Below are 22,319 nucleotides of genomic sequence, written 5' to 3' on the forward strand. Positions count from 1 at the left end.
GTCCGGCTGTCCTGTAACCATTCTGAAAAGGAAAAACTATGCTTAAAACTCCCGATTTCACCGGCAAGTCCGATGGATCGAATAATTCACGTGGTCTGTTCGGCCGCCCATCGAGTCCCATGCCCGCCCCGGCGCAAAAACCAGTTGCACCTCAGACGCTGCCGATAGGGGACACTGCGAATCCGATCCCCGCTACTCTATCTACCCCAGCTGCGCAACCGAAAGCCGAAACAGGCGTCGGCAACTGTCTGCTCGTGGGCCCCGATGTCAAGCTCAAGGGCGCGGAGATTCTTGATTGCGACACGCTGGTTGTGGAGGGAAGGGTCGAAGCGACCATGGATAGCCATATCATCCGTATTGCCGAACAGGGCACATTCTGCGGCACCGTGAGTATCGATACCGCAGAAATACACGGTAGCTTTGAGGGCGAACTCACTGCCCGAAACCAGTTGGTCATTCATGCGACCGGCCGCGTTACCGGCAAGATTCGTTACGGAAAAATTCTGATTGAAGAAGGCGGACAGATATGTGGAGACATTCAGTCAACTGCTGCTAGCACGAGCTCCCTGGCAGTCAAGGCAGAGTCCGGAATGGTGGTAATTGCGGCGCGGGCATAAGATTTTGTTTGCCAGCCTATCTGGTAATGATCTATCCGGCTGCCGTGCGCAGCCGGATCATACAAAATGAGTCCTTGATTTTGATGTAGTAAGGCTGCATATTGACGGGTGCAGATACTGCACCCGTCAATTATTTTCAGGAGACTCAGATGAAATTACGCATGGTGGCCTTGTTTTCATTTCTCGCCTTAATGCTTTCTGGTTGTGGCTACAACCAGGTGCAGGTAAACGATGAGCAGGTGAATGCTGCCTGGTCTGAGGTACTAAATCAATATCAACGTCGTGCCGACTTGATCCCGAATCTAGTCGCTACTGTGCAGGGTTATGCCTCACATGAAAAAGAAGTGCTAACGCGGGTAACCGAGGCGCGAGCTAATGTCGCCGGATTGAAAGCCACGCCTGAGCTGATCAACGATGAAGCGGCTTTTGCTAAATTTCAAAAAGCGCAAAGTGAGTTGGGTGGTGCGCTGGCACGACTTTTAGTGGTCGCTGAAAACTATCCCAACCTGAAAGCCGATGCAAGCTTTCGTGACCTGCAGGCGCAACTGGAAGGAACAGAAAATCGCATCACCGTCGCGCGTAATCGCTACATCAAGTCGGTACAGGATTACAACGTGTCAGTACGCGTCTTTCCTAATAACTTAACGGCCATGCTTATGGGCTGGAAACCCAAAGCCAACTTTACCGTTGAGCATGAAAAAGCCATTGCCACACCACCGCGTGTGCAGTTTGGCACAGCCGCACCCTCGGCACCAGGCAACTAACGAGGTTGATGATGAAGCTGTTGCGTTGGACGCGAGCATTGCTGGTTGCGGTGCTTGCTCTGGTAACCTTGGTTGCCTCGGTTACCATGGCCGGGTTGCTGCCAGTTGCCTGGGCGGGTGATGGATTGCTTGCTTTGCCACCGCTAACCCAGCGTGTGACAGATCTGACCGGTACATTAACCGTACCTCAGCGCGCTGTACTGGAAGAGAAGCTGAGCGCTTTTGAGCAGAAAAAAGGGGCGCAAATCGCCGTGTTGCTGGCGCCGACTTTTCAGCCGGAAAGCATTGAACAGTTCGGTATACGACTGGCAGAGGCGTGGAAGATTGGTCGCCAAGGCGTGGATGATGGCGTCATTCTGCTCATCGCCAAAGATGACCGGCAGTTACGCATCGAGGTGGGTTACGGGTTGGAAGGGGCGTTGAATGATGCGACGGCGAAGCGCATTATTAGCGAGGTGATTACGCCGCGCTTTCGCGCGGGGGATTATTTCGGCGGTATTGATGCCGGCGTCACGGCAATCCAAACCGTTATTGAGGGCGAATCTTTGCCTCCGCCAAGCGCCCGCTCATCCCCCAGCAGGGGTGGTCAGCTTGAGGGCGGGTTGCTGCCGTTGCTGGCGGGCGCCGCGTTTTTTGCTCCCCTGTTAAACCGCTTACTGGGCTTGGGTGGTTCATTACTTGCCGCAGGCATCGGTGTGCTGATCGGCGGCTGGTTGCTGGGCTCGTGGCTCATTGGTTTAACGTTCGGCGCCTTTGTGCTGTTCTTTTCTTTTATGCGCGGTGGGTCGGGCATAGGCGGCATGGGTAGCGGCTCCGGGGGGTTTGGTAGTGGTGGTTTTAGCGGTGGCGGCGGTGGCTTTGGCGGCGGCGGCGCATCGGGGAGATGGTGAAATGAATCTGCAACGCGTGTTTACTCATTTGCTCACCCCAGGATGGTTCGCGCAGCGCGTTTTTCGTCCCGCTGATTTAACGGCGATTGCCTCTGCTGTGGCCGCTTCTGAAAAAAACCATCGTGGCGAGTTGCGGTTTGTTTTTGAAGGGCCATTGCCATTTTCTGCACTGTGGCATGATTTTCCTGTGCGGCGTCGGGCGATGCAGCTATTTGCTCAGTTAGGCGTGTGGGACACAGAAGAAAACAGCGGCATATTGATCTATGTGCAGCTCATTGATCGCAAAGTAGAGATTCTTGCCGATCGAGGCATTGCGCAACGCGTGCCGCAAGCTCAATGGGATGCTTTGTGTCGTGGCTTGGAAGCCGCGTTTGGGCAGAAGGACTACCGCCGTGGTGTGCTGCAAACCATCACAAAAGCCAGCGAGTTGTTGGTGCAGCACTTTCCGGCACGAACAGAAAACCCGAACGAATTACCCAACAGACCTGTACGACTGTAACTGCGAGACTATAACCGCACGGATTTAGGCGGCTCGGGCTTGCTTTGCACTTTACGTTCTATAGCGCGCCATCATCCAGGTGTACGACATCGTCATGTTCACGCTGGTTTGCCTGATGGTGGCGCATCACCAGCCACATGCTGCTGATGACGAAAAATGCAAAGAGCGCAATGATCCAATAGATCGAAAGCTGTATCCCCAGCAGAGCGGAATACAGGGAAGTCATTATCAGAATGGATAGGTTTTCATTAAAGTTCTGCACCGCAATCGAGTGCCCGGAACCCATCAAAATATGCCCTCGATGTTGTAGCAAGGCATTCATTGGCACCACAAAAAAACCGGATAGCATGCCAATGAAAAGCAGCAGGATCGATGCCACCACGATGTGGTGCACAAAAATCATGCTCATGACCACCACGCCCATAGCGATGCCCATGGGAATGACACGCACTGATTTGCGCAAGGTAATCATGCGTGCCGCCAGCACCGCACCAATGGCCACGCCAACGGCCACCACGCCTTGCAGCAAGGTGGCTTTTGAGAGATCCATGTTCAGGGCAATTTTGGCCCAGTCCAGCACCAGAAACTGCAACGTTGCGCCCGCACCCCAAAACAGCGTGGTAACGGCCAGAGAGATTCTGCCGAGCCGATCATGCCATAACAGTTTAAAGCAGTGCGTGAACTCGTGGATCAGGTAAATGGGGTTGTTCTTGATGGCCTTGTGGTCAACCCCGGTGTCGGGCACATACAGATTAAAAACTGCTGCCAAAAGATATAAACCCCCCGTCACTGCCAGACTCACTTCGCCCGCGGTATTGATGCCGGTATCAATCAATGGGAAGTCAAACGCCAGCAAGAACTGCGCAATATCCGGCCTGATCAACAGACCGCCGAGCGCCACACCTAGAATAATGGCCAGCACGGTAAGCCCTTCGATCCAGCCATTGGCAACCACCAACAGGCGGTGGGGCAGGTATTCGGTCACGATACCGTATTTGGCGGGCGAATAGGCGGCTGCGCCCAGCCCGACCACGGCATAGGCAAGCAGCGGATGTACGTCAAAAAACATCAGGCTGCAGCCAAAAATCTTGATGCCATTGCTGATGAACATGACCCGCCATTTCGGCATGGAATCGGCAAAAGCACCGACAAAGGCCGCCAGCAGAACATACGAAACGGTAAATGACGTCTTAAGTAGTGGTGTGTATTCCAGCGGGGCCTGCATGGCGTGCAACATGCCAATGGCAGCAATCAGCAGGACATTGTCGGCCAGTGCAGAAAAAAACTGCGCGGCCATGATGACATAAAAACCTAACTTCATGGATAGGATGCGTAGGGTGCGAAGGAGGCGGTGTGCAGAAAAAAATCAGGCACTAAGTCAAACACTAAATAGAACACCGAGTCAGATACGCGACCGTGATTAAAAGTTGCGGTTTTATAGCACGAAAGCCGTGGCAAGGATATGACGCTCTTGCATAAGCACGCGGCTGTTGGTGCCAAGCCGAGCTATTTTGTGATTGAATTGCACCCTTGACCCAGCGGTGTAATTCCACGTCACCTCACTCCTACTGATCACATGTCCCGACCGATTCATGCGTACCTTGACTGGGCTGCATTACGCCACAACCATGCCAGGGTTCGCCAGGTGGCGAATCATTCGAACATTTGGAGTGTAATCAAGGCCAATGCCTATGGCCATCGCGTGTTATCCGTTGCGCGTGCGTTACAAAAGGTGACTAATGGCTTTGCGCTGATTGAACTGGACAGTGCCATCGCACTGCGAAAAGCCGGCATCCGCCAGCCGATTTTGCTGCTGGAAGGTTTTTATCAGCCGGACGAACTGCCGCTGTTGGCCAAGTGGGAGCTGACGCCCGTGCTGCATGCGCTGTGGCAGGTGGATGCGCTGATTGCCGCTCCGTTGCGCTTGCCGGTGTATCTGAAGCTGGACACGGGCATGCACCGGCTGGGATTTACCGCCGCCGAGTTTGAAAATGTGTTGGCGCGGCTCGAAGCTGCTGGCTGTGCAACATCGATTACCGTGATGACACATTTTGCCGATGCCGATGAAGACCGTGGCATCGCAGCGCAGATGAGCCATTTGCATTCCATGATCAATGGGCGTGAGTTCCCGCTGTCGCTGGCAAATTCTGCCGCGCTGCTGCGCTTTCCTGAAAGCCAGGCCGACTGGGTGCGGCCCGGCATCATGTTATATGGCGCATCGCCCTTTCCGACACGGCAGAGTGCGGCTGAATTGGATCTGCGTCCGGTGATGACGCTGGCTAGCGAGCTGATCAGCGTGCGCGACATCACGGCGGGGAACCGCGTGGGGTATGGTGGAACTTTCGTTGCCGAGCAGCCTATGCGCATCGGCATCGTGGCCTGCGGTTATGCCGATGGCTACCCGCGCCATGCGCCGACAGGCACGCCGGTGCTGGTGGCAGGGCAACGCACGCGCACGCTGGGTCGCGTGTCGATGGATAAGCTCTGCGTGGATTTAACCGGGCTCGAAAAAGTCGGCGCTGGTGAGGCGGTGACATTGTGGGGCGAAGGCCTGCCTGCAGATGATGTGGCCACGGCGGCAGGCACCGTGGCGTATGAATTGTTTTGCGCCCTGGCGCCGCGCGTGCCGATCATCGAAGTGAATCAATGAATTGAAAGTCGCAAAAATGGCTAAACCAAAATCCGTTTATTCGTGCACCGAGTGTGGCGCCACCGCGCCGAAATGGCAGGGCCAGTGCCCCGGTTGCGGGCAATGGAACACGCTGGTCGAAGCGGTAATGGAAGCAGCCACACCGGCCGGGCGCAGTTTTGCGTCGCTTGCCGGGGTGAGTAACTTGCAAACCCTGGCCAAGATTCGTCCGCGCGAAGAGCCGCGCCAGCCGACGGGCATAGAAGAATTCGACCGCGTGCTGGGCGGCGGTCTGGTCGCCGGCGGCGTGGTGCTGATCGGCGGCGACCCCGGTATCGGTAAATCCACCTTGCTGCTGCAAGCCCTGGCACGTCTGGCGCAGACCAATGAAAACGTGTTGTATGTCTCAGGCGAGGAATCGGCCGAGCAAGTGGCCTTGCGCTCGCAGCGTCTGCAACTGGATGTGGGCGGCATGCAAATCCTGACCGAAATCAATCTGGAAAAAATTCTCGCCGCGCTGATTGACGCACGCCCTGTCGTGGCGGTGATTGATTCGATTCAAACCCTGTGGTCGGACGCCCTGCAATCCGCGCCGGGGTCGGTGGCGCAAGTGCGTGAATGCTCGGCGCAGCTCACGCGCTTTGCCAAGCAAAGCGGCACCTGCATCATTCTCGTCGGCCACGTCACCAAAGATGGCTCGCTTGCCGGGCCGCGCGTGCTCGAACACATAGTGGACACCGTGTTGTATTTCGAGGGTGATACGCATTCGAGTTTTCGTCTGGTGCGCGCGTTCAAAAATCGCTTCGGCGCGGTGAATGAACTCGGCGTGTTCGCCATGACAGAAAAAGGCTTGCGCGGCGTGTCCAACCCGTCGGCCTTGTTCCTGTCGCAACACTCGCTGGATGTTGCCGGTTCCTGCGTGCTGGTCACGCAGGAAGGCACGCGTCCTTTGCTGGTCGAAATCCAGGCGTTGGTCGATACGGCGTTTGGTAATCCACGGCGCTTGACCGTGGGGCTGGAGCAGAATCGGCTGGCGATGCTGCTGGCCGTATTGCATCGCCATGCCGGCGTGGTGTGTTCCGATCAGGATGTGTTCGTCAATGCCGTTGGCGGCGTAAAAATTGCGGAACCGGCGGCTGACTTGGCCGTGCTGCTGGCGATTGTTTCATCGCTCAGAAACAAGCCGCTGCCCGGCAAACTCGTGGTGTTTGGCGAAATTGGCCTGGCCGGTGAAATCCGCCCCGCCCCGCGCGGGCAGGAGCGACTGAAAGAAGCCGCCAAGCTCGGCTTCACCCACGCGATGGTGCCCAAAGCCAATGCGCCCAAGCAGGCAATCAAGGGCATTGAAGTGATTGCGGTGGATCGGGTGGAAGAGGCGATTGAGAAAATGCGGGGGGAGTAGGGCATTGACTTCTATCGCTTGACGGACTGATACCTAATTGAGTATAAAGCTAACTCTGACGATCCATCCTGATGCTGCCGATGACATCCGGCGTTTGATGCAAAGTGACCGATTTGCGGCTGGTAAGGTAGTGGCTTTGCTGCAACAGGCCAAGGCTGATCCGAAGGTTATTGACTCCTTGCTGGAGCACGGTTTCGGAGCCGACCATGCAGCTGCTTACCATGTCAGTAAATGGCTTGAGTTATTTAAGATTGGATACAACATTTGGCGGTTGAAAATATGGATTGAACCGAAGGGGAGCCTGCGCTATCGTATCGTTTATGCATATGAGCCCAAGTCTTTGCAATATCACGTCCTTGCCATCGTTCATCGAGACTTCGACTACAAAACAGATCATGAAATCACAAAACGCATTCTCAAAGCCTATAACGACCTTGGCATCACAATTCACTGAGGTCTTTAAGGAAAAAACAACGGGTACCGCTAGGGTGCTCTATGCTGAGTTTTCCGGTTCGCCGAAGCCGCAGACATTGCCCGGTGCCATCGACATTGATGATCTAGTGACCGAATTAGAACAATCTCCGGAAGCTACAGAGGCAATCGCCAAGGGGAGGCAATGGGTCGCGAAGAATTTCTACAAGGATCAATCTCCTTCTATTGCTCAACTACGTTTGCAAAAAGGGTGGTCGCAAGCTGAATTGGCTAGACTCACCGATACGAGTCAGCCACATATCGCACGCTTGGAACTAGGTAGAGTTGATCCACAAGTGAGTACTTTAAAGAAACTCGCCAAGGCCCTGAATGTTTCGATAGCAACCGTTGTGCAGGCAATTTCGCCGGAGGATGTTCAATGAAAAAGAACACTGATCGTTTCCTCACGGCTATTTTTTGCGATGACATTCGGCATGAAATGGGCAACAAGATTTCGCTGATGGGGTGCTACCAAGAAGAACTGATGGTTCCCGCGACACCTTTCGTTTTGCCAAAATTATGCGTTTATGCGTCTGCATGGACACCGAAGGAAAGGCTCTTCAAGTCGTTAACGCTACGTGTTGTTCAGGACGATGAAAACGAGTTGGCGCGTCTTGATGTCCCGATGCTACCGCTCGACGAGGTTGCTCGAGTTCAGGACGCTACATCCACGCGCAAAACAGTGAGCACCGCAATCGCGTTTTCGCCTTTCCCTATTGAAAAGCCAACGTCGCTTCGTTTGCTGGCCACGACGGAAGAAGGTGAAATCATCGGCCCGCGTCTATTGATCAAGATTGCGGCAGCACCAGAGTCGGCAACCTTGCCCGTCGATAGGCTGGATAGAGCATCTGCATCAACAAAGCGCAAGCCGTCAATACGAAAAAAAGTAGCATCAGCAGGCAAGCCCTAAATTGGCCTTGATCCATTACTAGCAGTGCAGGCGCCGATTCATCCCGCTGCATGGGAGCCCTCGCTAAAATTCTCGTCCCTTAAAGCGCCTCCTAAAGCGGCGCATCACTGATTTATCCCCGTCCCACCAGCGCCAGCGCGGTGCTTGCCCTGCACTACCTTCGGGTCGCCTGCGGGAACTTTTTCCGACGCGGTTGATTTGGCTGCCGCGTGATGCGATGATGCGCCGGCAAGGCTTAATCAAAGATTGGAGGATGCTGACATGTTGACTATCGAACACCTCACACGCGTGGAAAAGCTGCGCATGATGGAAGCGCTTTGGGATGATCTTTCCCGCGAGGATTCGTCGCTGCAATCCCCGGCATGGCATGGTGATGCGCTGCATGAAGCCGAAGCCGCGCTGGCGGCGGGTGAGGCGCGTTTTATCGATTGGGATCAGGCCAAAAAACTGCTGCTCGGTGGTGACACCGCTTGAAAATAAGAATACTGTCGTTGGCGTTAAGCGATCTGGCGCATGGCAAGCACTTTTATGAGCGTCAGAGTGCCGGTCTGGGCGCGTACTTTCTCGATTCGCTGTTTTCGGATATTGACGCCCTGCTGATTCATGCGGGGGTGCATCAGCAGTTTCACGGCTATTTTCGGGCGCTGTCGAAACGCTTTCCTTACGCGATCTACTACAAGCTTGAAGATGATTGCGCTGATGTTTGGCGCGTGCTCGATTGCCGCCAGAACCCAGTGCGGCTAACGCAGGCACTCAAGTCTGGTGGTGTAGCGTCAGCAGGGAAGAGGGCAACTTAATGCGCAATTTCAATCTTGCCTGGCGCATGCTGAGGCGCGACTGGCGGGCGGGCGAGCTGACGGTGGTGGGCATGGCCATCGTGCTGGCGGTCGCAGCGTTGACCAGCGTCGGTTTTCTCACCGACCGTGTGGAGCAGGCGCTGAAGCTGGAAGCGCATCAGTTGCTGGGCGGCGATTTGCTGCTCACGGCGGACCATCCGTGGGTGGCGGATTACCGGCGCGAAGCCGCGGCGCGCGGCTTGCGGATAGCGGAAAGCACGACCTTTCCGAGCATGGTGCAGATTAACGGCACAGCGCAGTTGGCTGAAATCAAGGCGGTGTCGGAAAACTATCCGCTGCGCGGCGCGCTGCGCATTGCACCGGTGTTGAACGTGAAGGATGCAACAACGCAACATGTTCCCCGCCCGGGTGAAGCCTGGCCGGATGAACGTCTGGCTACGGCGCTCAATCTGGCGCCGGGCATGGCCTTGGCGCTGGGCAATACCGACGTGAAAATTGACGCAATATTGACGCTGGAGCCGGATCGCGGCACCAATCTGTTTGCCATTGCGCCGCGCCTGATGATCAATCTGGCCGATCTGCCTGTGACGGGCTTGATCCAGAACGGCAGCCGCGTGAGTTACCGGCTGCATCTGGCGGGCGAGCCTGCCGCTGTAGCCGGTTTTGGCTCATGGGCCGAGGCGCGATTGGGGCGCGGCGAAAAGCTGGAAAGCCTGGATAACGCACGGCCTGAAATTCGCAACATCACCGAGCGCGCGCAACGCTTTTTACGGCTGGCGGCGTTGCTCGCGGTGATTCTGGCGGCAGTGGCAGTGGCGCTGGCAGCGGAACGTTATTTGCGGCGGCATCTCGACAGCTGCGCGGTGATGCGCTGTCTGGGTGCGTCGGGTGCGCAACTGCTGCTGATTCATGGCGGCGAATTTTTGCTCTTCGGGCTGCTGGCGACGCTGGTGGGTTGCGGGCTGGGCTATGCCACGCAGGCGGTGTTGCAACAGTTGCTCGGCGGCTTGCTGGTCACGGCGCTGCCTGCGCCGTCATGGCTGCCTTGGCTGCATGGCTTGCTGGTGGGGTTGATTCTGGTTGGTGGCTTTGCCTTGCCGCCGCTACTGCGGCTGCGCCGCGCATCAACGCTGCGTGTATTGCGCCGCGAGTTGGCGACCGAGCCAGCATCGATCATGGCTTATCTGCTGGGCAGTGTGCTGCTGGCGGCATTGATGCTGTGGATGGCGGACGGCCTGCGGCTGGGATTGATCGTGCTGGCCGGATTTCTTGCCGCGCTCATTGTGTTCACGCTGATGCTGCGCGGCTGGGTTGCGCTGCTTGGGCTGGTACGGCCAGCGGGTAGTGGCTATGGCTGGCGGCATGGGCTGGTGAATCTGCGCCGACGGCTGAATGCCACGCTGGTGCAAGCGGTAGCCCTCGCCTTGGGGCTGACGGCGCTGCTGCTCTTCACCGTGGCGCGTGGCGATTTGTTGGCGAGTTGGCAAAAGCGTCTGCCGGCGGATGCGCCGAATCGTTTTGTCATCAATATCCAGCCGGATCAGCGTCTCGCCATCGCCGACTTTTTCACGGCACACGGCTTGCCACCGCCTGCGCTGGCGCCCATGGTGCGTGGCCGCCTGGTCGCGGTGAATGGCGCCGCCATCAATCCGACAAGCTATCCCGATGAGCAAGCGCAGCGTCTGGTCGATCGCGAGTTCAATCTTTCCTGGTCTGCCGATCTGCCTGCGGGCAACCGCGTGACTAGCGGACGCTGGCATGGCAATATTCAGAGGGCGGAGTTTTCGGTGGAGCAGGGCATCGCAAAAACGCTGCATCTCAAGCTCGGTGACCGGTTGGTTTACGATATTGCCGGGCAGCGCGTTGAGGCATCGATTACTTCGCTGCGCACACTCGACTGGGATTCGATGCGCGTGAATTTTTTCGTCATCGCGCCGCCCGGCTTGCTGGATGCGGCATCGGCAAGCTATATCACCAGCTTTTATCTACCCGCAGCGCGAGGCGCTTTGATACCCGATCTGGTTAAGGCCTTTCCCAACCTGACAGTGATTGATGTGGCTTCCTTGGTGCGGCAGCTTAATGGGACGCTCGATCAGGTGGTGCATGCCGTTGAGCTGGTCTTCGGTTTTGCCGTGCTGGCCGGTCTGGCGGTGTTATCCGCGGCGCTGCAAGCCAGTAGTGACGAGCGCCAGCATGAGCTGGCCGTGCTGCGTGCTCTGGGCGCGCGGCGCCGACAATTGGCGCGCGCACTGCTGGCCGAGTTTCTGATGCTGGGCGCAATGGCTGGCCTGCTGGGCGGCATCGCGGCGAGCCTGATCGGCTGGGGATTGGCACGCTTTGTTTTTCAACTCGATTATTTGCCGCAGCCGCACTTGTGGTTCATCGGCCTGTTCGCGGGCAGTGCGATGGTGGCAGCCGTTGGCTGGATGAGCTCAGTGAAGCTGCTGCGCCAACCGGCGATGGTGGCTTTGCGCGGGTAGACGTTCTCCCTCACCCTGTTTTTCTCCCCGCAGGCGGGGCGAGGGGGCGGTATTTTGGCGCTGTTGCAGTGCTTTGCCGTGATAGAATTCGCGCCATTCTTGGCGGTCGATTTTTATCATCATCCCGCCAGAATGAGCGGCGGCCATCCGTGGTTTGTGCGTGGCATGTGCGTGGCATGTGCGTGGTTTGTGTGGCCGCTTTCTGCTTTGGATCTGCAGGTTTTAATCATTTTTTGTTGTCGTACTGGAGTCCGTCTTCATGCCGGTTGTCATTACCCTGCCCGATGGTTCAAAACGTGAATATCCACAGCCGTTGACGGTGGCCGAAGTTGCCGCGTCCATTGGTACGGGGCTGGCGAAAGCCGCGTTAGCGGGCCGTGTGGATGGTCAGTTGGTGGATACATCATGCCTGATTACGCAGGATGCACAGCTGGCGATTGTGACGGATAAAGAGGCCGATGGCCTGGAGGTTATTCGGCATTCGACCGCACATCTGCTGGCTTATGCCGTGAAAGACTTGTTCCCTGAAGCGCAGGTAACGATCGGTCCAGTGATCGACAACGGGTTTTACTACGACTTTGCCTACACCCGCCCCTTTACGCCAGAAGATTTGGAAGCGATTGAAAAGCGCATGGCGGAACTGGCGAAAAAAGATTTTCCTGTGATCCGCGAAGTCGTGCCGCGCGATCAGGCGATCGAGTTTTTTACTTCGCTGGGCGAGCATTACAAGGCCGAGCTGATTGCAGCGATTCCCGAAGGTGAAGATGTCTCGCTCTACCGTGAAGGCGATTTTGTCGATCTTTGCCGTGGTCCGCATGTGCCTTCAACTGGCAAGCTTAAAGTTTTCAAACTGATGAAAGTGGCCGGTGCTTATTGGCGGGGCGACTCTGACAATGCGATGTTGCAGCGGATTTACGGCACCGCATGGGCAAAGAAAGAAGACCTCGACGCCTATTTGCACATGCTCGAAGAAGCCGAGAAGCGCGATCATCGCAAGCTGGGCCGCCAACTTGACCTTTTCCATTTGCAGGAAGAAGCGCCGGGCATGGTGTTCTGGCATCCGCATGGCTGGACGGTGTGGCAGGAAATCGAGCAATACATGCGTCAGGTGTATCGCGACAATGGTTATCAGGAAGTGCGTTGCCCGCAGATTCTGGAGCGCACGCTGTGGGAAAAATCCGGCCATTGGGAGCATTACAAGGACCATATGTTTACCACCGAGTCGGAAAAGCGCGACTACGCGGTAAAACCAATGAATTGTCCCGGCCATGTGCAGATTTTCAATATGGGTATCCGCTCTTATCGCGACCTGCCGCTGCGCTATGGTGAATTCGGTTCATGTCATCGCAATGAGCCTTCAGGTGCGCTGCATGGCGTGATGCGTGTGCGTGGCTTTACGCAGGATGACGGGCATGTATTTTGTACTGAAGATCAGATTCAGCCGGAAGTCACGGCCTTTAATGATCTGGTGCGGCAGGTGTATGCCGATTTTGGCTTTACCGAGGTAGCCGTCAAACTGGCCTTGCGCCCGGCAAGCCGGGTAGGTGAAGATGCTTCGTGGGACAAGGCTGAAAATGCATTGCGCGCATCGCTGACGGCCAGTGGTTTGCAGTGGGAAGAACTCCCCGGCGAAGGTGCGTTTTACGGCCCGAAAATAGAATTTCATATCAAGGACGCCATTGGCCGCTCTTGGCAATGCGGCACGGTACAGGTCGATTTTTCCATGCCGCAGCGGCTGGGCGCTGAATTTGTTGGCGAAGACAATACACGCCATACGCCGGTGATGCTGCATCGGGCGATTCTCGGTTCGCTGGAGCGCTTTATCGGCATACTGATCGAAAACCATGCGGGTGCTTTCCCGTTGTGGCTGGCGCCGGTGCAGATTGTGGTGATGACTATCTCCGAAGCACAGGCGGATTACGCGATCGATGTCACTCAGTTATTGCAAAAAGCGGGCCTTCGCGCGACAAGTGATTTGCGTGGAGAGAAAATAAACTATAAAATACGCGAACATAGTTTGTTGAAGCGGCCTTACCTTGTCGTTGTGGGTGACAAGGAAAAGGCTGCCGGGTTGGTCGCTTTGCGTGCCCGTGGCAATCAAGATCTCGGGCAGATGTCCCCTCAAGCCTTGATTGAACGCTTGCTGAATGAAAAAAGCAGCAAGGGTGGCGTCGCTTTTTCGGCCTGATTTTTTTGTTTTTATGGAGAATTGAACCATCGCTCAAGATAAGTCGCAGCGCCTGAATGACGAAATTACCTCCCCTGAAGTGCGTTTGGTCGGGGAAGATGGCGAGCAGTTAGGTATTGTTCCAATACGTCAAGCATTGACACTGGCCGAAGAGGCTGGTCTGGATCTGGTAGAAATTGCGCCGACCGCCGTGCCTCCTGTGTGCAAGATCATGGACGTTGGCAAGTTCAAGTATCAGGAAGCCAAGCGTTTGCATGAGGCGCGACAGAAGCAAAAGCAGGTGTTGGTCAAGGAAATCAAGTTTCGCCCGGGTACGGATGAAAACGATTACCAGATCAAGTTGCGTAACGTGGTGAAGTTTCTCGGTGAGGGTGACAAGGCAAAAATTACTTTGCGTTTTCGGGGACGCGAGATGGCCCATCAGGAAATTGGCATGCGTATGCTGGAACGTATCAAAGCAGATCTTGAGCAACAGGCAATGGTTGAACAATTTCCGAAAATGGAAGGCCGCCAACTCATCATGGTGCTGGCACCTTCGAAGAAAAAAGCACATTGAGCTCGTTGTAGTCGTGTTGTAGTTGAAAGAATTTTTCCGCCAGGTGTAAGCCGGGTGGAGATAAGAAGTGATGGCGGGTCATCAAGCATTCCCAAGGCGGGAAACACCTGGCTGTCATGTTATAGGGAGATCTTCGATGCCGAAGATGAAGACCAAGAGCGGTGCCAAGAAGCGCTTTATCGTACGCGCTTCAGGCAGTATCAAGCGCTCACAGGCGTTTAAGCGCCACATTCTCACCAAGAAAACCACCAAGACCAAGCGGCAGTTGCGTGGCATGCTCACGGTTCACGCCTCTAATGTCAAATCCGTTCGCGCGATGCTGCCGAACGCTTAAGGAGAATATGACATGCCTAGAGTAAAACGTGGTGTAACGGCGCGCGCGCGTCACAAGAAAGTTCTCGACCAGGCCAAGGGTTACCGCGGCCGTCGCAGCAAGGTTTACCGTATTGCCAAAGAAGCGGTGATGAAGGCAGGTCAATATGCCTATCGTGACCGTCGGCAGCGTAAACGTCAATTCCGTGTGTTGTGGATTGCCCGTATTAACGCCGGTGCGCGTGAGTTGGGTATGAAGTACAGCACCTTGATGAACGGCTTGAAAAAAGCGTCCATCGAAGTGGATCGCAAGGTTCTGGCTGATCTGGCCGTGTTTGACAAGCCAGCATTTGCTGCGCTGGCGAATCAGGCCCGGGTTCAGCTTTCCCCTTCAGCTTGAACGCGGCATAACCAAAAAAGGAGGCCCAAGGCTGTTGGGGGCCTCCTTTTTTAATTGCAACGGATGTTATTATTTTTTGCCAATGCTATTTTGATGATCGATGGATAACCTGGATCAACACCTGGATCAACTGGTGACCTCGGCCATGGCCGATTTTGCGCTGGCTACCGAACCTGCCAAGTTGGAGAATGCCAAGGCTGTTTACCTCGGTAAAGAAGGCTCTCTCACGACATTGCTCAAAGGGCTGGGCAAGTTGCCGCCAGAAGAGCGCAAAGTGGCAGGTGCTGCCATTAATGTGGCGAAAGAACGGATAGAGTCGGCGCTGGTGACACGGCGCGAAGAGCTGAAAAATGCTCGCCTTGAAGCCCAATTAGCCGCTGAGTCACTGGATATCACCTTGCCGGGGCGGGGCATGCCGCGTGGCACCCTGCATCCGGTGACTAAATGCCTTCTACGCATCGAGCAGCTCTTTCGCTCCATCGGTTTTGATGTGGCTGATGGCCCTGAGATTGAATCTGACTGGCACAATTTCACGGCGTTGAATACGCCTGAAAATCATCCGGCACGTTCGATGCACGATACTTTCTACCTCAAAGGCGTGGATGGCAAGATGCAGGATGACGTGCTGCTACGCACGCATACCAGCCCGGTACAGATTCGTACCATGCTGGCACATGTCGAGCGCCACAAACATCTCGAAACGCTGCCTGAGCTGCGTGTGATTTGCCCTGGCCGGGTGTATCGTGTGGATTCCGATGCCACGCATTCGCCCATGTTTCATCAGGTCGAGGGGTTATGGATAGGTGAGAATGTCAGCTTTGCTGATCTCAAAGGTGTTGTAGCGGATTTTCTCCGCCATTTTTTTGAATCAGACGATATGAGCGTGCGCTTTCGTCCATCCTTTTTTCCGTTCACCGAACCCTCCGCAGAAATTGATGTGGCCTTCATGAGTGGTGCATTGCAAGGTCGTTGGCTGGAAATCGCAGGCTGTGGCATGGTGCATCCGAACGTGCTGCGGTTTGGCGGTTTCGACCCGGAAAAGTACACCGGTTTTGCCTTTGGCATGGGATCAGATCGCTTGGCGATGCTGCGCTATTCCATTCCTGATCTGCGCTTATTTTTCGAAGGCGATTTGCGCTTTCTTGCGCAATTCAATTAAAACACGCTCACGTTGATCACTTGATTATGCAATTTTCTGAATCCTGGCTGCGCAGCCTGTGTAACCCGCCACTAAATACTGAAGAACTCTGTCATATTCTTACGATGGCGGGGCTGGAGGTGGAAGAAGTGAAGGCCGCTGCGCCTGAGTTTTCCGGCGTATTTGTTGCCCAGGTGCTGACAGTCGAAAAACACCCTGATGCAGATAAGCTTAATCTCTGCTCTGTGGATGCGGGACAGGGTGAGATTTTGCAAATTGTTTGCGGCGCGCCGAATGTGGCTGCCGGATTAAAAGTGCCTTGTGCTGTGGTTGGCGCCCGCTTGCCCACGATGGAAATTAAACAAGCCAAAGTGCGCGGCCTGGATAGCTTTGGCATGCTTTGCTCGTCACGCGAGCTGGGCATAGCTGATGATCATGGCGGTTTGCTGGTGCTGCCGGAAGATGCAGTTGTCGGCGAAAACATTCGTACGTCCCTTGATCTTGATGACCATCTCATCACCATCAAGTTGACACCTAACCGTGCAGATTGTCTGTCGTTGCTAGGCATTGCGCGCGAACTGTCGGCATTGACAGGCGCGCCGCTGATTTTGCCTGTATTGCCTGACGCTGCGCCAGTGGCGGCTGACTATCAAGACCAACGCGCGATTGTCCTTGACGCGCCAGCCGCTTGCCCGCGCTATTGCGGCCGTATTCTGCGGGGTGTGAATGCACAAACGCGAACCCCTGAATGGATTAAACGGCGCATTGAGCGCAGTGGTATTCGCTCAATTTCAGCAGTGGTGGATATCACCAATTATGTCATGCTGGAACTCGGCCAGCCCTTGCATGCGTTTGATGATACCAAGCTTTCAGGTGATATCCATGTGCGTTACCCGCAGCCCGATGAACTTTTGTTGCTGCTCAATGGCGTAGAGATTGAGCCTAAGCCGGACATGCTACTGATTGCTGACGAGCAGCGCGCGCTTGCGTTGGCAGGAATCATGGGAGGCGAGACTTCAAGCGTGACAGCGGTATCAACCGATATTTTTCTGGAAAGCGCTTTTTTCGCGCCAGTGGCTATTGCGGGCAAAGCGCGGACTTTAGGTTTTTCGTCGGATGCCTCGCATCGTTATGAACGCGGGGTTGATTTTGATTTGCCACGCCTGGCGATTGAGCGTGCAACTGCGTTAATCCTTGCATGCGGGGGTGGTGAGAGTGTCAAAGTAGGTCCTATTGTCGAAGCTGTTTCTCCCGAGCATTTGCCTCGTCGCGCCCCGGTTATGCTTCGTCCGGCGCGTGCCACAAAAGTTTTGGGTATTGATGTCACGGCCGAGCGTGCAGAGGCCTTACTTGGCGGCTTGGGTTTGCGTGTGGCGCAAGAAGGTGATCACCTCGTTGTCACGCCGCCTTCTTTCCGCTTCGATATTGAAATTGAAGAAGATTTGATTGAGGAAATCGCGCGTCTGCACGGGTACGACAATATTCCCTCTATCCCACCTGTAGCGCGAGTTGCCATGATGCCTGCAGCCGAGTTTAGTCGTGGCCCGATGCAGATTCGGCAAGCGGTAGCTCAACGCGATTATCATGAAATTGTTACTTACAGCTTTGTCGATGCTGCGTGGGAGGCAGATTTTTCAAGCATTACAACCAATACTCACCCCATAGTGCTGGCTAATCCTATTGCCAGCAACATGAGCGTGATGCGTTCAACGCTCATCGGTGGCTTAGTTGACACATTAGCCACAAATCGCAAACGACAAACGGAGCGGGTGCGAATTTTTGAGCTTGGACGCTGTTTTTTCAGAACGAGCAACAGTGCGCCAGTGACTGGTTTTGATCAGCCGCTTCGACTAGCGGGCTTAGCAGCAGGCTTTGCCGTACCTGAGCAATGGGGTGTACCACCACGACGCGTGGATTTTTACGACGTAAAGGCCGATGTTGAAGTGCTTTTTTCACCGCACGAATTAAGCTTTGAACCCGTAATCCATTCCGCGTTTCACCCTGGGCGTAGCGCACGCGTGATACTTAAAGGCCAGCCTGTGGGCGTGCTGGGTGAGCTACACCCTCGATGGGTACAAAAATATGCCCTGGGGCAAGCGCCCGTGGTGTTTGAGCTTGAGCTGGCGGCATTGTTAACGTGTCCTCAAACTGAATACACCGGAGTATCACGTTTACCCACAGTGGTACGTGATCTTGCGCTCGTTGTTGCGCAAACTCAGCCCGCTTCAGCCGTGCAAAATGCATTACGTGCAGCTGCCCCGGCGGTAGTGCGCGACATTGTGCTGTTTGATGTATACCAAGGGCAAGGGCTGAGTGACGCTCAGAAAAGTATTGCGTTTCACATAGTTATGCAAGATACTCAACGAACTCTCGAGGATGTGGAAATCGAGGAGGTTGTCGCTAAACTTTTAGCCGTTGCGCAAAATGACTTCGGTGCTTTATTGCGTTGATCCTTCGTTAATTATTGGTAGCAGGAGCTTGTATGACATTAACCAAATCAGAGCTGGCAGATCTTCTTTTTGAAAAAGTGGGTTTAAACAAGCGTGAAGCAAAAGATATGGTGGAAGCTTTTTTCGACGAAGTGAAAAATGCACTTGAAGAAGGGGATGACGTGAAGCTTTCTGGCTTCTGCAATTTTCAATTGCGTGACAAGCCGCAACGCCCGGGTCGCAATCCCAAGACAGGTGAAGAGATCCCCATTACAGCACGGCGTGTCGTTACTTTTCATGCCAGCCAAAAACTCAAAATGGCAGTAGAGGCATTCCAGCGTGGCAATACCCAGTAATAGCCGGGACGAGCTGCCACCGATTCCAGCCAAACGTTACTTCACTATCGGTGAAGTCAGCGAGCTTTGTGGCGTAAAACCGCATGTATTACGCTATTGGGAGCAAGAGTTTACCCAACTGCGCCCTGTTAAACGGCGCGGAAATCGGCGTTATTACCAGCATCATGAAGTGTTGTTGGCGCGCAGAATTCGTGAGTTGCTCTACCAGGACGGGTTTACGATTAATGGTGCACGGCATCGTCTGGATGACTCATTAACGCCAAAGTTAAATGGGCAAAAGGGGCAGATGAATACGCAGTTTGATGAACAACCCGGTTCGCTACGAAAAGAAATTACAGCGATTATTGATTTTCTGCGGGCAGGCGGGCTCGAATAGCCCATTCTATTGCTATAATTTATACATGTCGGGGCGTGGCGCAGCCTGGTAGCGCACTTGCATGGGGTGCAAGGGGTCGAAGGTTCGAATCCTTTCGCCCCGACCAGTAACACCAAGGGTTTCAGTCAAAAAACTGAAACCCTTTTTTATTGTATGCGTCTCTCATGGTATTGTTATTCTTTAGCCTGAAAATGGGCTTAACCCGCTGAAAGGAACGCCGTGATGGGTCGTTTTTTTATTTTCATTTTATGTATGCTGCTAAACACAGAGACTTGGGCAGCAGTATATGGCCCACTAGTTATTGAGCGTAGCAGCATCCGCTTTGTATCAAAACAGATGGGCGTCTCTGTCGAAGGGGGTTTTCGTCGCTTTACTGGACAGCTTAACTTTGACCCGGTACATCCAGAAGCGGCGCGAGCGCGCATCGACGTTGAGCTGGCCAGCGTAGATGCCGGATCTACTGAGGCCAACGACGAAGTTGTTGGCAAGGACTGGTTTTTTGTTCGTCAGTTTCCGACGGCTCGCTTCGACATTCGTCATGTCAAAGCCTTAGGCAATGGTCAGTTCGAGATGCAGGGTGCGCTAACGATCAAAAATGTGACGCAGGATATGGTGACTAAAGCGAGCTTTCATCAAGAAGCCGGGCTAGGGATTTTTGCAGGAGGCTTTACCCTTAAACGTCTCGCGTTTGGTATTGGTGAGGGCGCATGGGGAGACCCGAGTACTGTTGCGGACGAGGTGAAGGTTAACTTCGTTTTGGCTGCCAAACCATCGATAGCCAAAAGTAATCCTTAATACTTGATCACAGGGGTTGTTCTGTACTTCGCCTTCAGAGCCATAAAAGCGCTGCAGCTGTTAACCGTACAGGGATCAGCGAACCGATATTGAGCAGCATCCAGCCACGTGTTGTGACCAGCACGCCAGAAGCAAAAGAGCTTACAGCCAGGGTAGTGAATGCAGAGAAATTCAAGGCACCTTGCGCTTTATCCTTTTCGTCAGCGGAATACGTTTGCAGTGATAATTTCGTGCAGCCGGTGAACAAAAAATTCCAGCCGACACCAAGCAAGAACAGGGTGATTAAAAATTGGTATATCTCTGTGCCAGAAAGTGCCACCGCGATGCATAGCGCATTGAGCGCCACGCCGACACACATGGTGAGTGTTCCAGAACGTTTAATGAGTTTCCGATAAAAACCCCGGGACAAATATGCCGATCACATGCCATTCCAGCACCAGAACGACTGGAGGAAAAGGCAGGCTGCATTTCTGCATCGCCAGAGGTGTAGCTGCCATGAGTAGATTCATTACCCCAAATCCCAAGGACTTGTGGTTGCTGCGACGATAAAAACCGGCTGGCGCATAAGATGCCGCTTTCCCTTCCCTGCTGGGTTGGCAATTTCGGCTGCGGCAAAGTGGTACACATTGGTATTCACGCTGTAATAACCAGCGATGATCGTAGCTGCATACAGCAGCCAGAAATTTTTGTTTGTTACCGCGTCAGCCTGCCGGGCCACCTTGCTTTATCCAGTCGGCAAGATCCCAATATTCGCGCCATTGGGTAATCTTTCCTTCAGCGTTCAGTTCAAACACGCCGTTGACGGGAAGATCGAGTTTGCCTCCATTTTTAAACCGAAAATAGTCAACGCGTTCGGTAAAAATAACCGCGCCGTTTGCGGCAATGTTGAGCACATCGAAGGTGATGCTATCAAGCATGGACCAAAAGGGTGCAAGAAAATCACCAATGGCTTGATGCCCTTTGAGTGGCGCCCACGGCATGTTGTGATAGACGGCATCTTCAGTGAAATAGGGCAGTAGTGCCTGGTTAGAGCATTTGCTCCAGTCAGCGCAGAAGTTGCGAACGATGTCGATGTTGCGTTGTTCAAGGGTACTTTGCATGATGGGTTGTCCTCGATTTTGAAATTAACCATATGTTTCAGGTAGCAATGCGTAGTGACATTCTGCAATGGCTACCTCAGTAGCCTATGATACTCACAGACAGCCTTCGTGAGTATTACGTATCTACGGTTTGATCAGCACTTTCATTGCGCCATCCGTCTTGTGAAAAAACGTGGCAAAGGCTTGATCGACATCCGATAGTGCAAACGTATGTGAAAAGTATTCTTCGGGTTTGACAACGCCACGCTCCATCATGCGTAGGGCTTCCCACATATAGGGCTGCACGTTGGCAAAACCATTCATGTGCAGCGTGATATTACGCAAGAATATATCGGCGAGATTCAGATTGAATTTGTCATCGCAGAATACGCCAAGAGCCGCGATAGTTCCTCCGGGGCGAACCAGATCAAGACTCATCTGCAAGGTTTCGGGTAAGCCAACCATTTCGATGACCTTGTCAAAACCACGGCCACCCGTGACTTCAAGCGCTTTTTCCTGCCATCCCTCGTGTGACGAGTCAAACGTTGCAGCGCCTTTTTGGGCTGCAAGCATGAGCCTTTTAGGCAAGGCATCTACTGCGATCAATCGTCCTGGTCCTCGATGCATGGCAATATCCATTGCCATCAAACCAGTGGGCCCGCAGCCAATCACCACGACCGTTTCACCCACCTGAATGTTGGCAAGCTCATTGGCGATAACCGCGGAGGGAAGGTTGCAAGAGAGTGTGATCGCCGCACTATCGGAAATTCCTGCAGGGACTTTCATTGCATGGCCGTCCGCATATGGCAGCACAAGCGTTTCCGCATGCGTGCCATTCAGGTTGCCAAACGGCACCCCAAAGCCATACACCGCTTTGTGCGTGGTTTCGCAGTGCGCTGTTTGGCCCACTTTGCACATGTAGCAGTCACCACATGAGGCCGAGTAGCCCATGCTGATTCGATCGCCTTTTTTAAAGCGGCCAACCGTTCTACCTACCGCAAGCACCTCGCCGATCAATTCATGTCCTGTTTGTGACTTTCCCTTTTCCATGATGCCATCAAGCGCTCCACGGTATAGATGCAGGTCCGATCCACAGATCGAAGTTGCGGTCACCTTGACTAGCACTTCATGGTCAGCACGCAACATCGAGTCTGGAATCGTCGTGCATCGAATATCTTGCGGGCCAAAATAGACTGCTGCTTTCATGAGGTCCCTCTTGTTTTATCAAGTT

Annotated in this window: 26 protein-coding genes and 1 tRNA gene; 22 read left to right on the plus strand and 5 right to left on the minus strand. The window is 54.2% G+C overall.

All coding sequences use genetic code 11. From position 1 onward, the window contains the following. The first annotated feature begins 38 nt into the window (after positions 1-38). From PG1C_RS06865 to PG1C_RS06880, 4 genes are all read left to right on the plus strand, one after another. The gene (locus tag PG1C_RS06865) at positions 39-617 is read left to right on the plus strand and encodes a bactofilin family protein (RefSeq protein WP_202636724.1); all 579 of its coding nucleotides are present in this window, start codon (positions 39-41) and stop codon (positions 615-617) included. Positions 618-766: 149 nt separating this feature from the next. Further along, entirely contained in the window at positions 767-1,381 is a 615-nt protein-coding gene (locus PG1C_RS06870) for a LemA family protein (RefSeq protein WP_202636726.1), read from the plus strand. An 8-nt stretch (positions 1,382-1,389) separates the two neighbouring features. Next, positions 1,390-2,271, plus strand: a complete 882-nt coding sequence (locus tag PG1C_RS14755; protein ID WP_257719920.1) for a TPM domain-containing protein — start codon at positions 1,390-1,392, stop codon at positions 2,269-2,271. Position 2,272: 1 nt separating this feature from the next. Then, positions 2,273-2,770: a TPM domain-containing protein gene (locus PG1C_RS06880; protein ID WP_202636727.1), complete on the plus strand. Its 498-nt coding sequence runs from the start codon at positions 2,273-2,275 to the stop codon at positions 2,768-2,770. A gap of 58 nt (positions 2,771-2,828) precedes the next feature. On the opposite strand, the gene lplT is transcribed toward PG1C_RS06880, so the two are convergent. Further along, positions 2,829-4,091: a lysophospholipid transporter LplT gene (lplT, locus tag PG1C_RS06885; protein ID WP_202636728.1), complete on the minus strand. Its 1,263-nt coding sequence runs from the start codon at positions 4,089-4,091 to the stop codon at positions 2,829-2,831. A gap of 255 nt (positions 4,092-4,346) precedes the next feature. Here lplT and alr point away from each other — a divergent pair, with 255 nt between their 5' ends. The 18 genes from alr to PG1C_RS06975 all read left to right on the plus strand — a co-directional run bounded on the left by alr (position 4,347) and on the right by PG1C_RS06975 (position 20,009). After that, complete coding sequence (gene alr / locus PG1C_RS06890; protein WP_202636729.1) at positions 4,347-5,420, plus strand: alanine racemase; 1,074 nt, start codon at positions 4,347-4,349, stop codon at positions 5,418-5,420. A 16-nt stretch (positions 5,421-5,436) separates the two neighbouring features. After that, positions 5,437-6,801 (plus strand): DNA repair protein RadA, encoded by a 1,365-nt coding sequence (radA, locus tag PG1C_RS06895; protein ID WP_202636730.1) that lies wholly within the window; start codon positions 5,437-5,439, stop codon positions 6,799-6,801. A gap of 37 nt (positions 6,802-6,838) precedes the next feature. Continuing rightward, a complete protein-coding gene (locus PG1C_RS06900) occupies positions 6,839-7,255 on the plus strand; it encodes a hypothetical protein (RefSeq protein ID WP_202636731.1) in 417 nt (138 codons plus the stop codon). Then, positions 7,197-7,655 (plus strand): helix-turn-helix domain-containing protein, encoded by a 459-nt coding sequence (locus PG1C_RS06905; RefSeq protein WP_202636732.1) that lies wholly within the window; start codon positions 7,197-7,199, stop codon positions 7,653-7,655. The genes PG1C_RS06900 and PG1C_RS06905 overlap by 59 nt, the downstream gene beginning before the upstream one ends. Beyond that, complete coding sequence (locus tag PG1C_RS06910) at positions 7,652-8,182, plus strand: DUF6941 family protein (RefSeq protein ID WP_202636733.1); 531 nt, start codon at positions 7,652-7,654, stop codon at positions 8,180-8,182. The genes PG1C_RS06905 and PG1C_RS06910 overlap by 4 nt, the downstream gene beginning before the upstream one ends. Positions 8,183-8,443: 261 nt before the next feature. Beyond that, positions 8,444-8,656, plus strand: a complete 213-nt coding sequence (locus tag PG1C_RS06915; RefSeq protein WP_202636734.1) for an addiction module protein — start codon at positions 8,444-8,446, stop codon at positions 8,654-8,656. Then, on the plus strand, positions 8,653-8,979 hold the full coding sequence (locus PG1C_RS06920) for a type II toxin-antitoxin system RelE/ParE family toxin (protein ID WP_202636736.1): 327 nt from the start codon (positions 8,653-8,655) through the stop codon (positions 8,977-8,979). Before PG1C_RS06915 ends, PG1C_RS06920 begins: the two co-directional genes overlap by 4 nt. Next, positions 8,979-11,459, plus strand: a complete 2,481-nt coding sequence (locus PG1C_RS06925) for an ABC transporter permease (RefSeq protein ID WP_202636738.1) — start codon at positions 8,979-8,981, stop codon at positions 11,457-11,459. Before PG1C_RS06920 ends, PG1C_RS06925 begins: the two co-directional genes overlap by 1 nt. Before the next feature lie 259 nt (positions 11,460-11,718). After that, a complete protein-coding gene (gene thrS / locus PG1C_RS06930) occupies positions 11,719-13,647 on the plus strand; it encodes a threonine--tRNA ligase (RefSeq protein ID WP_202636740.1) in 1,929 nt (642 codons plus the stop codon). Positions 13,648-13,675: 28 nt separating this feature from the next. Then, complete coding sequence (infC, locus tag PG1C_RS06935) at positions 13,676-14,203, plus strand: translation initiation factor IF-3 (RefSeq protein ID WP_202636966.1); 528 nt, start codon at positions 13,676-13,678, stop codon at positions 14,201-14,203. Positions 14,204-14,339: 136 nt separating this feature from the next. Further along, positions 14,340-14,537, plus strand: a complete 198-nt coding sequence (rpmI, locus tag PG1C_RS06940) for a 50S ribosomal protein L35 (protein ID WP_202636742.1) — start codon at positions 14,340-14,342, stop codon at positions 14,535-14,537. Between the two features lie 12 nt (positions 14,538-14,549). Continuing rightward, positions 14,550-14,915, plus strand: a complete 366-nt coding sequence (gene rplT / locus PG1C_RS06945) for a 50S ribosomal protein L20 (RefSeq protein WP_202636744.1) — start codon at positions 14,550-14,552, stop codon at positions 14,913-14,915. A 100-nt stretch (positions 14,916-15,015) separates the two neighbouring features. Beyond that, on the plus strand, positions 15,016-16,074 hold the full coding sequence (gene pheS, locus PG1C_RS06950; RefSeq protein ID WP_202636746.1) for a phenylalanine--tRNA ligase subunit alpha: 1,059 nt from the start codon (positions 15,016-15,018) through the stop codon (positions 16,072-16,074). A 26-nt stretch (positions 16,075-16,100) separates the two neighbouring features. Further along, positions 16,101-18,503, plus strand: a complete 2,403-nt coding sequence (gene pheT / locus PG1C_RS06955; protein WP_202636747.1) for a phenylalanine--tRNA ligase subunit beta — start codon at positions 16,101-16,103, stop codon at positions 18,501-18,503. Between the two features lie 32 nt (positions 18,504-18,535). Then, positions 18,536-18,838 (plus strand): integration host factor subunit alpha, encoded by a 303-nt coding sequence (locus tag PG1C_RS06960; RefSeq protein ID WP_202636749.1) that lies wholly within the window; start codon positions 18,536-18,538, stop codon positions 18,836-18,838. Then, positions 18,828-19,214 carry a MerR family transcriptional regulator gene (locus PG1C_RS06965; protein WP_202636967.1) on the plus strand — a complete coding sequence of 129 codons (387 nt, stop codon included), beginning with the start codon at positions 18,828-18,830 and terminating at the stop codon, positions 19,212-19,214. Before PG1C_RS06960 ends, PG1C_RS06965 begins: the two co-directional genes overlap by 11 nt. A gap of 29 nt (positions 19,215-19,243) precedes the next feature. Beyond that, a tRNA-Pro gene (locus PG1C_RS06970) sits at positions 19,244-19,320 on the plus strand. 146 nt (positions 19,321-19,466) lie between these two features. Then, positions 19,467-20,009 (plus strand): YceI family protein, encoded by a 543-nt coding sequence (locus PG1C_RS06975; protein ID WP_202636751.1) that lies wholly within the window; start codon positions 19,467-19,469, stop codon positions 20,007-20,009. Between the two features lie 34 nt (positions 20,010-20,043). Here the strand turns inward: PG1C_RS06975 and PG1C_RS06980 are convergent, their stop codons facing one another. The 4 genes from PG1C_RS06980 to PG1C_RS06995 form a co-directional block, all read right to left on the minus strand. Continuing rightward, positions 20,044-20,355, minus strand: coding sequence for a hypothetical protein (locus tag PG1C_RS06980; protein WP_202636753.1), 312 nt, complete (start codon positions 20,353-20,355; stop codon positions 20,044-20,046). A gap of 162 nt (positions 20,356-20,517) precedes the next feature. After that, on the minus strand, positions 20,518-20,727 hold the full coding sequence (locus PG1C_RS06985; RefSeq protein WP_202636755.1) for a hypothetical protein: 210 nt from the start codon (positions 20,725-20,727) through the stop codon (positions 20,518-20,520). Continuing rightward, a complete protein-coding gene (locus PG1C_RS06990; RefSeq protein ID WP_202636757.1) occupies positions 20,711-21,109 on the minus strand; it encodes a limonene-1,2-epoxide hydrolase family protein in 399 nt (132 codons plus the stop codon). The genes PG1C_RS06985 and PG1C_RS06990 overlap by 17 nt, the downstream gene beginning before the upstream one ends. Positions 21,110-21,232: 123 nt before the next feature. Continuing rightward, positions 21,233-22,294: an alcohol dehydrogenase gene (locus tag PG1C_RS06995; RefSeq protein WP_202636759.1), complete on the minus strand. Its 1,062-nt coding sequence runs from the start codon at positions 22,292-22,294 to the stop codon at positions 21,233-21,235. Positions 22,295-22,319: the final 25 nt, after the last annotated feature.

The sequence above is a fragment of the Rugosibacter aromaticivorans genome, assembly GCF_000934545.1.
Classification (GTDB): Bacteria; Pseudomonadota; Gammaproteobacteria; order Burkholderiales; family Rhodocyclaceae; genus Rugosibacter; species Rugosibacter aromaticivorans.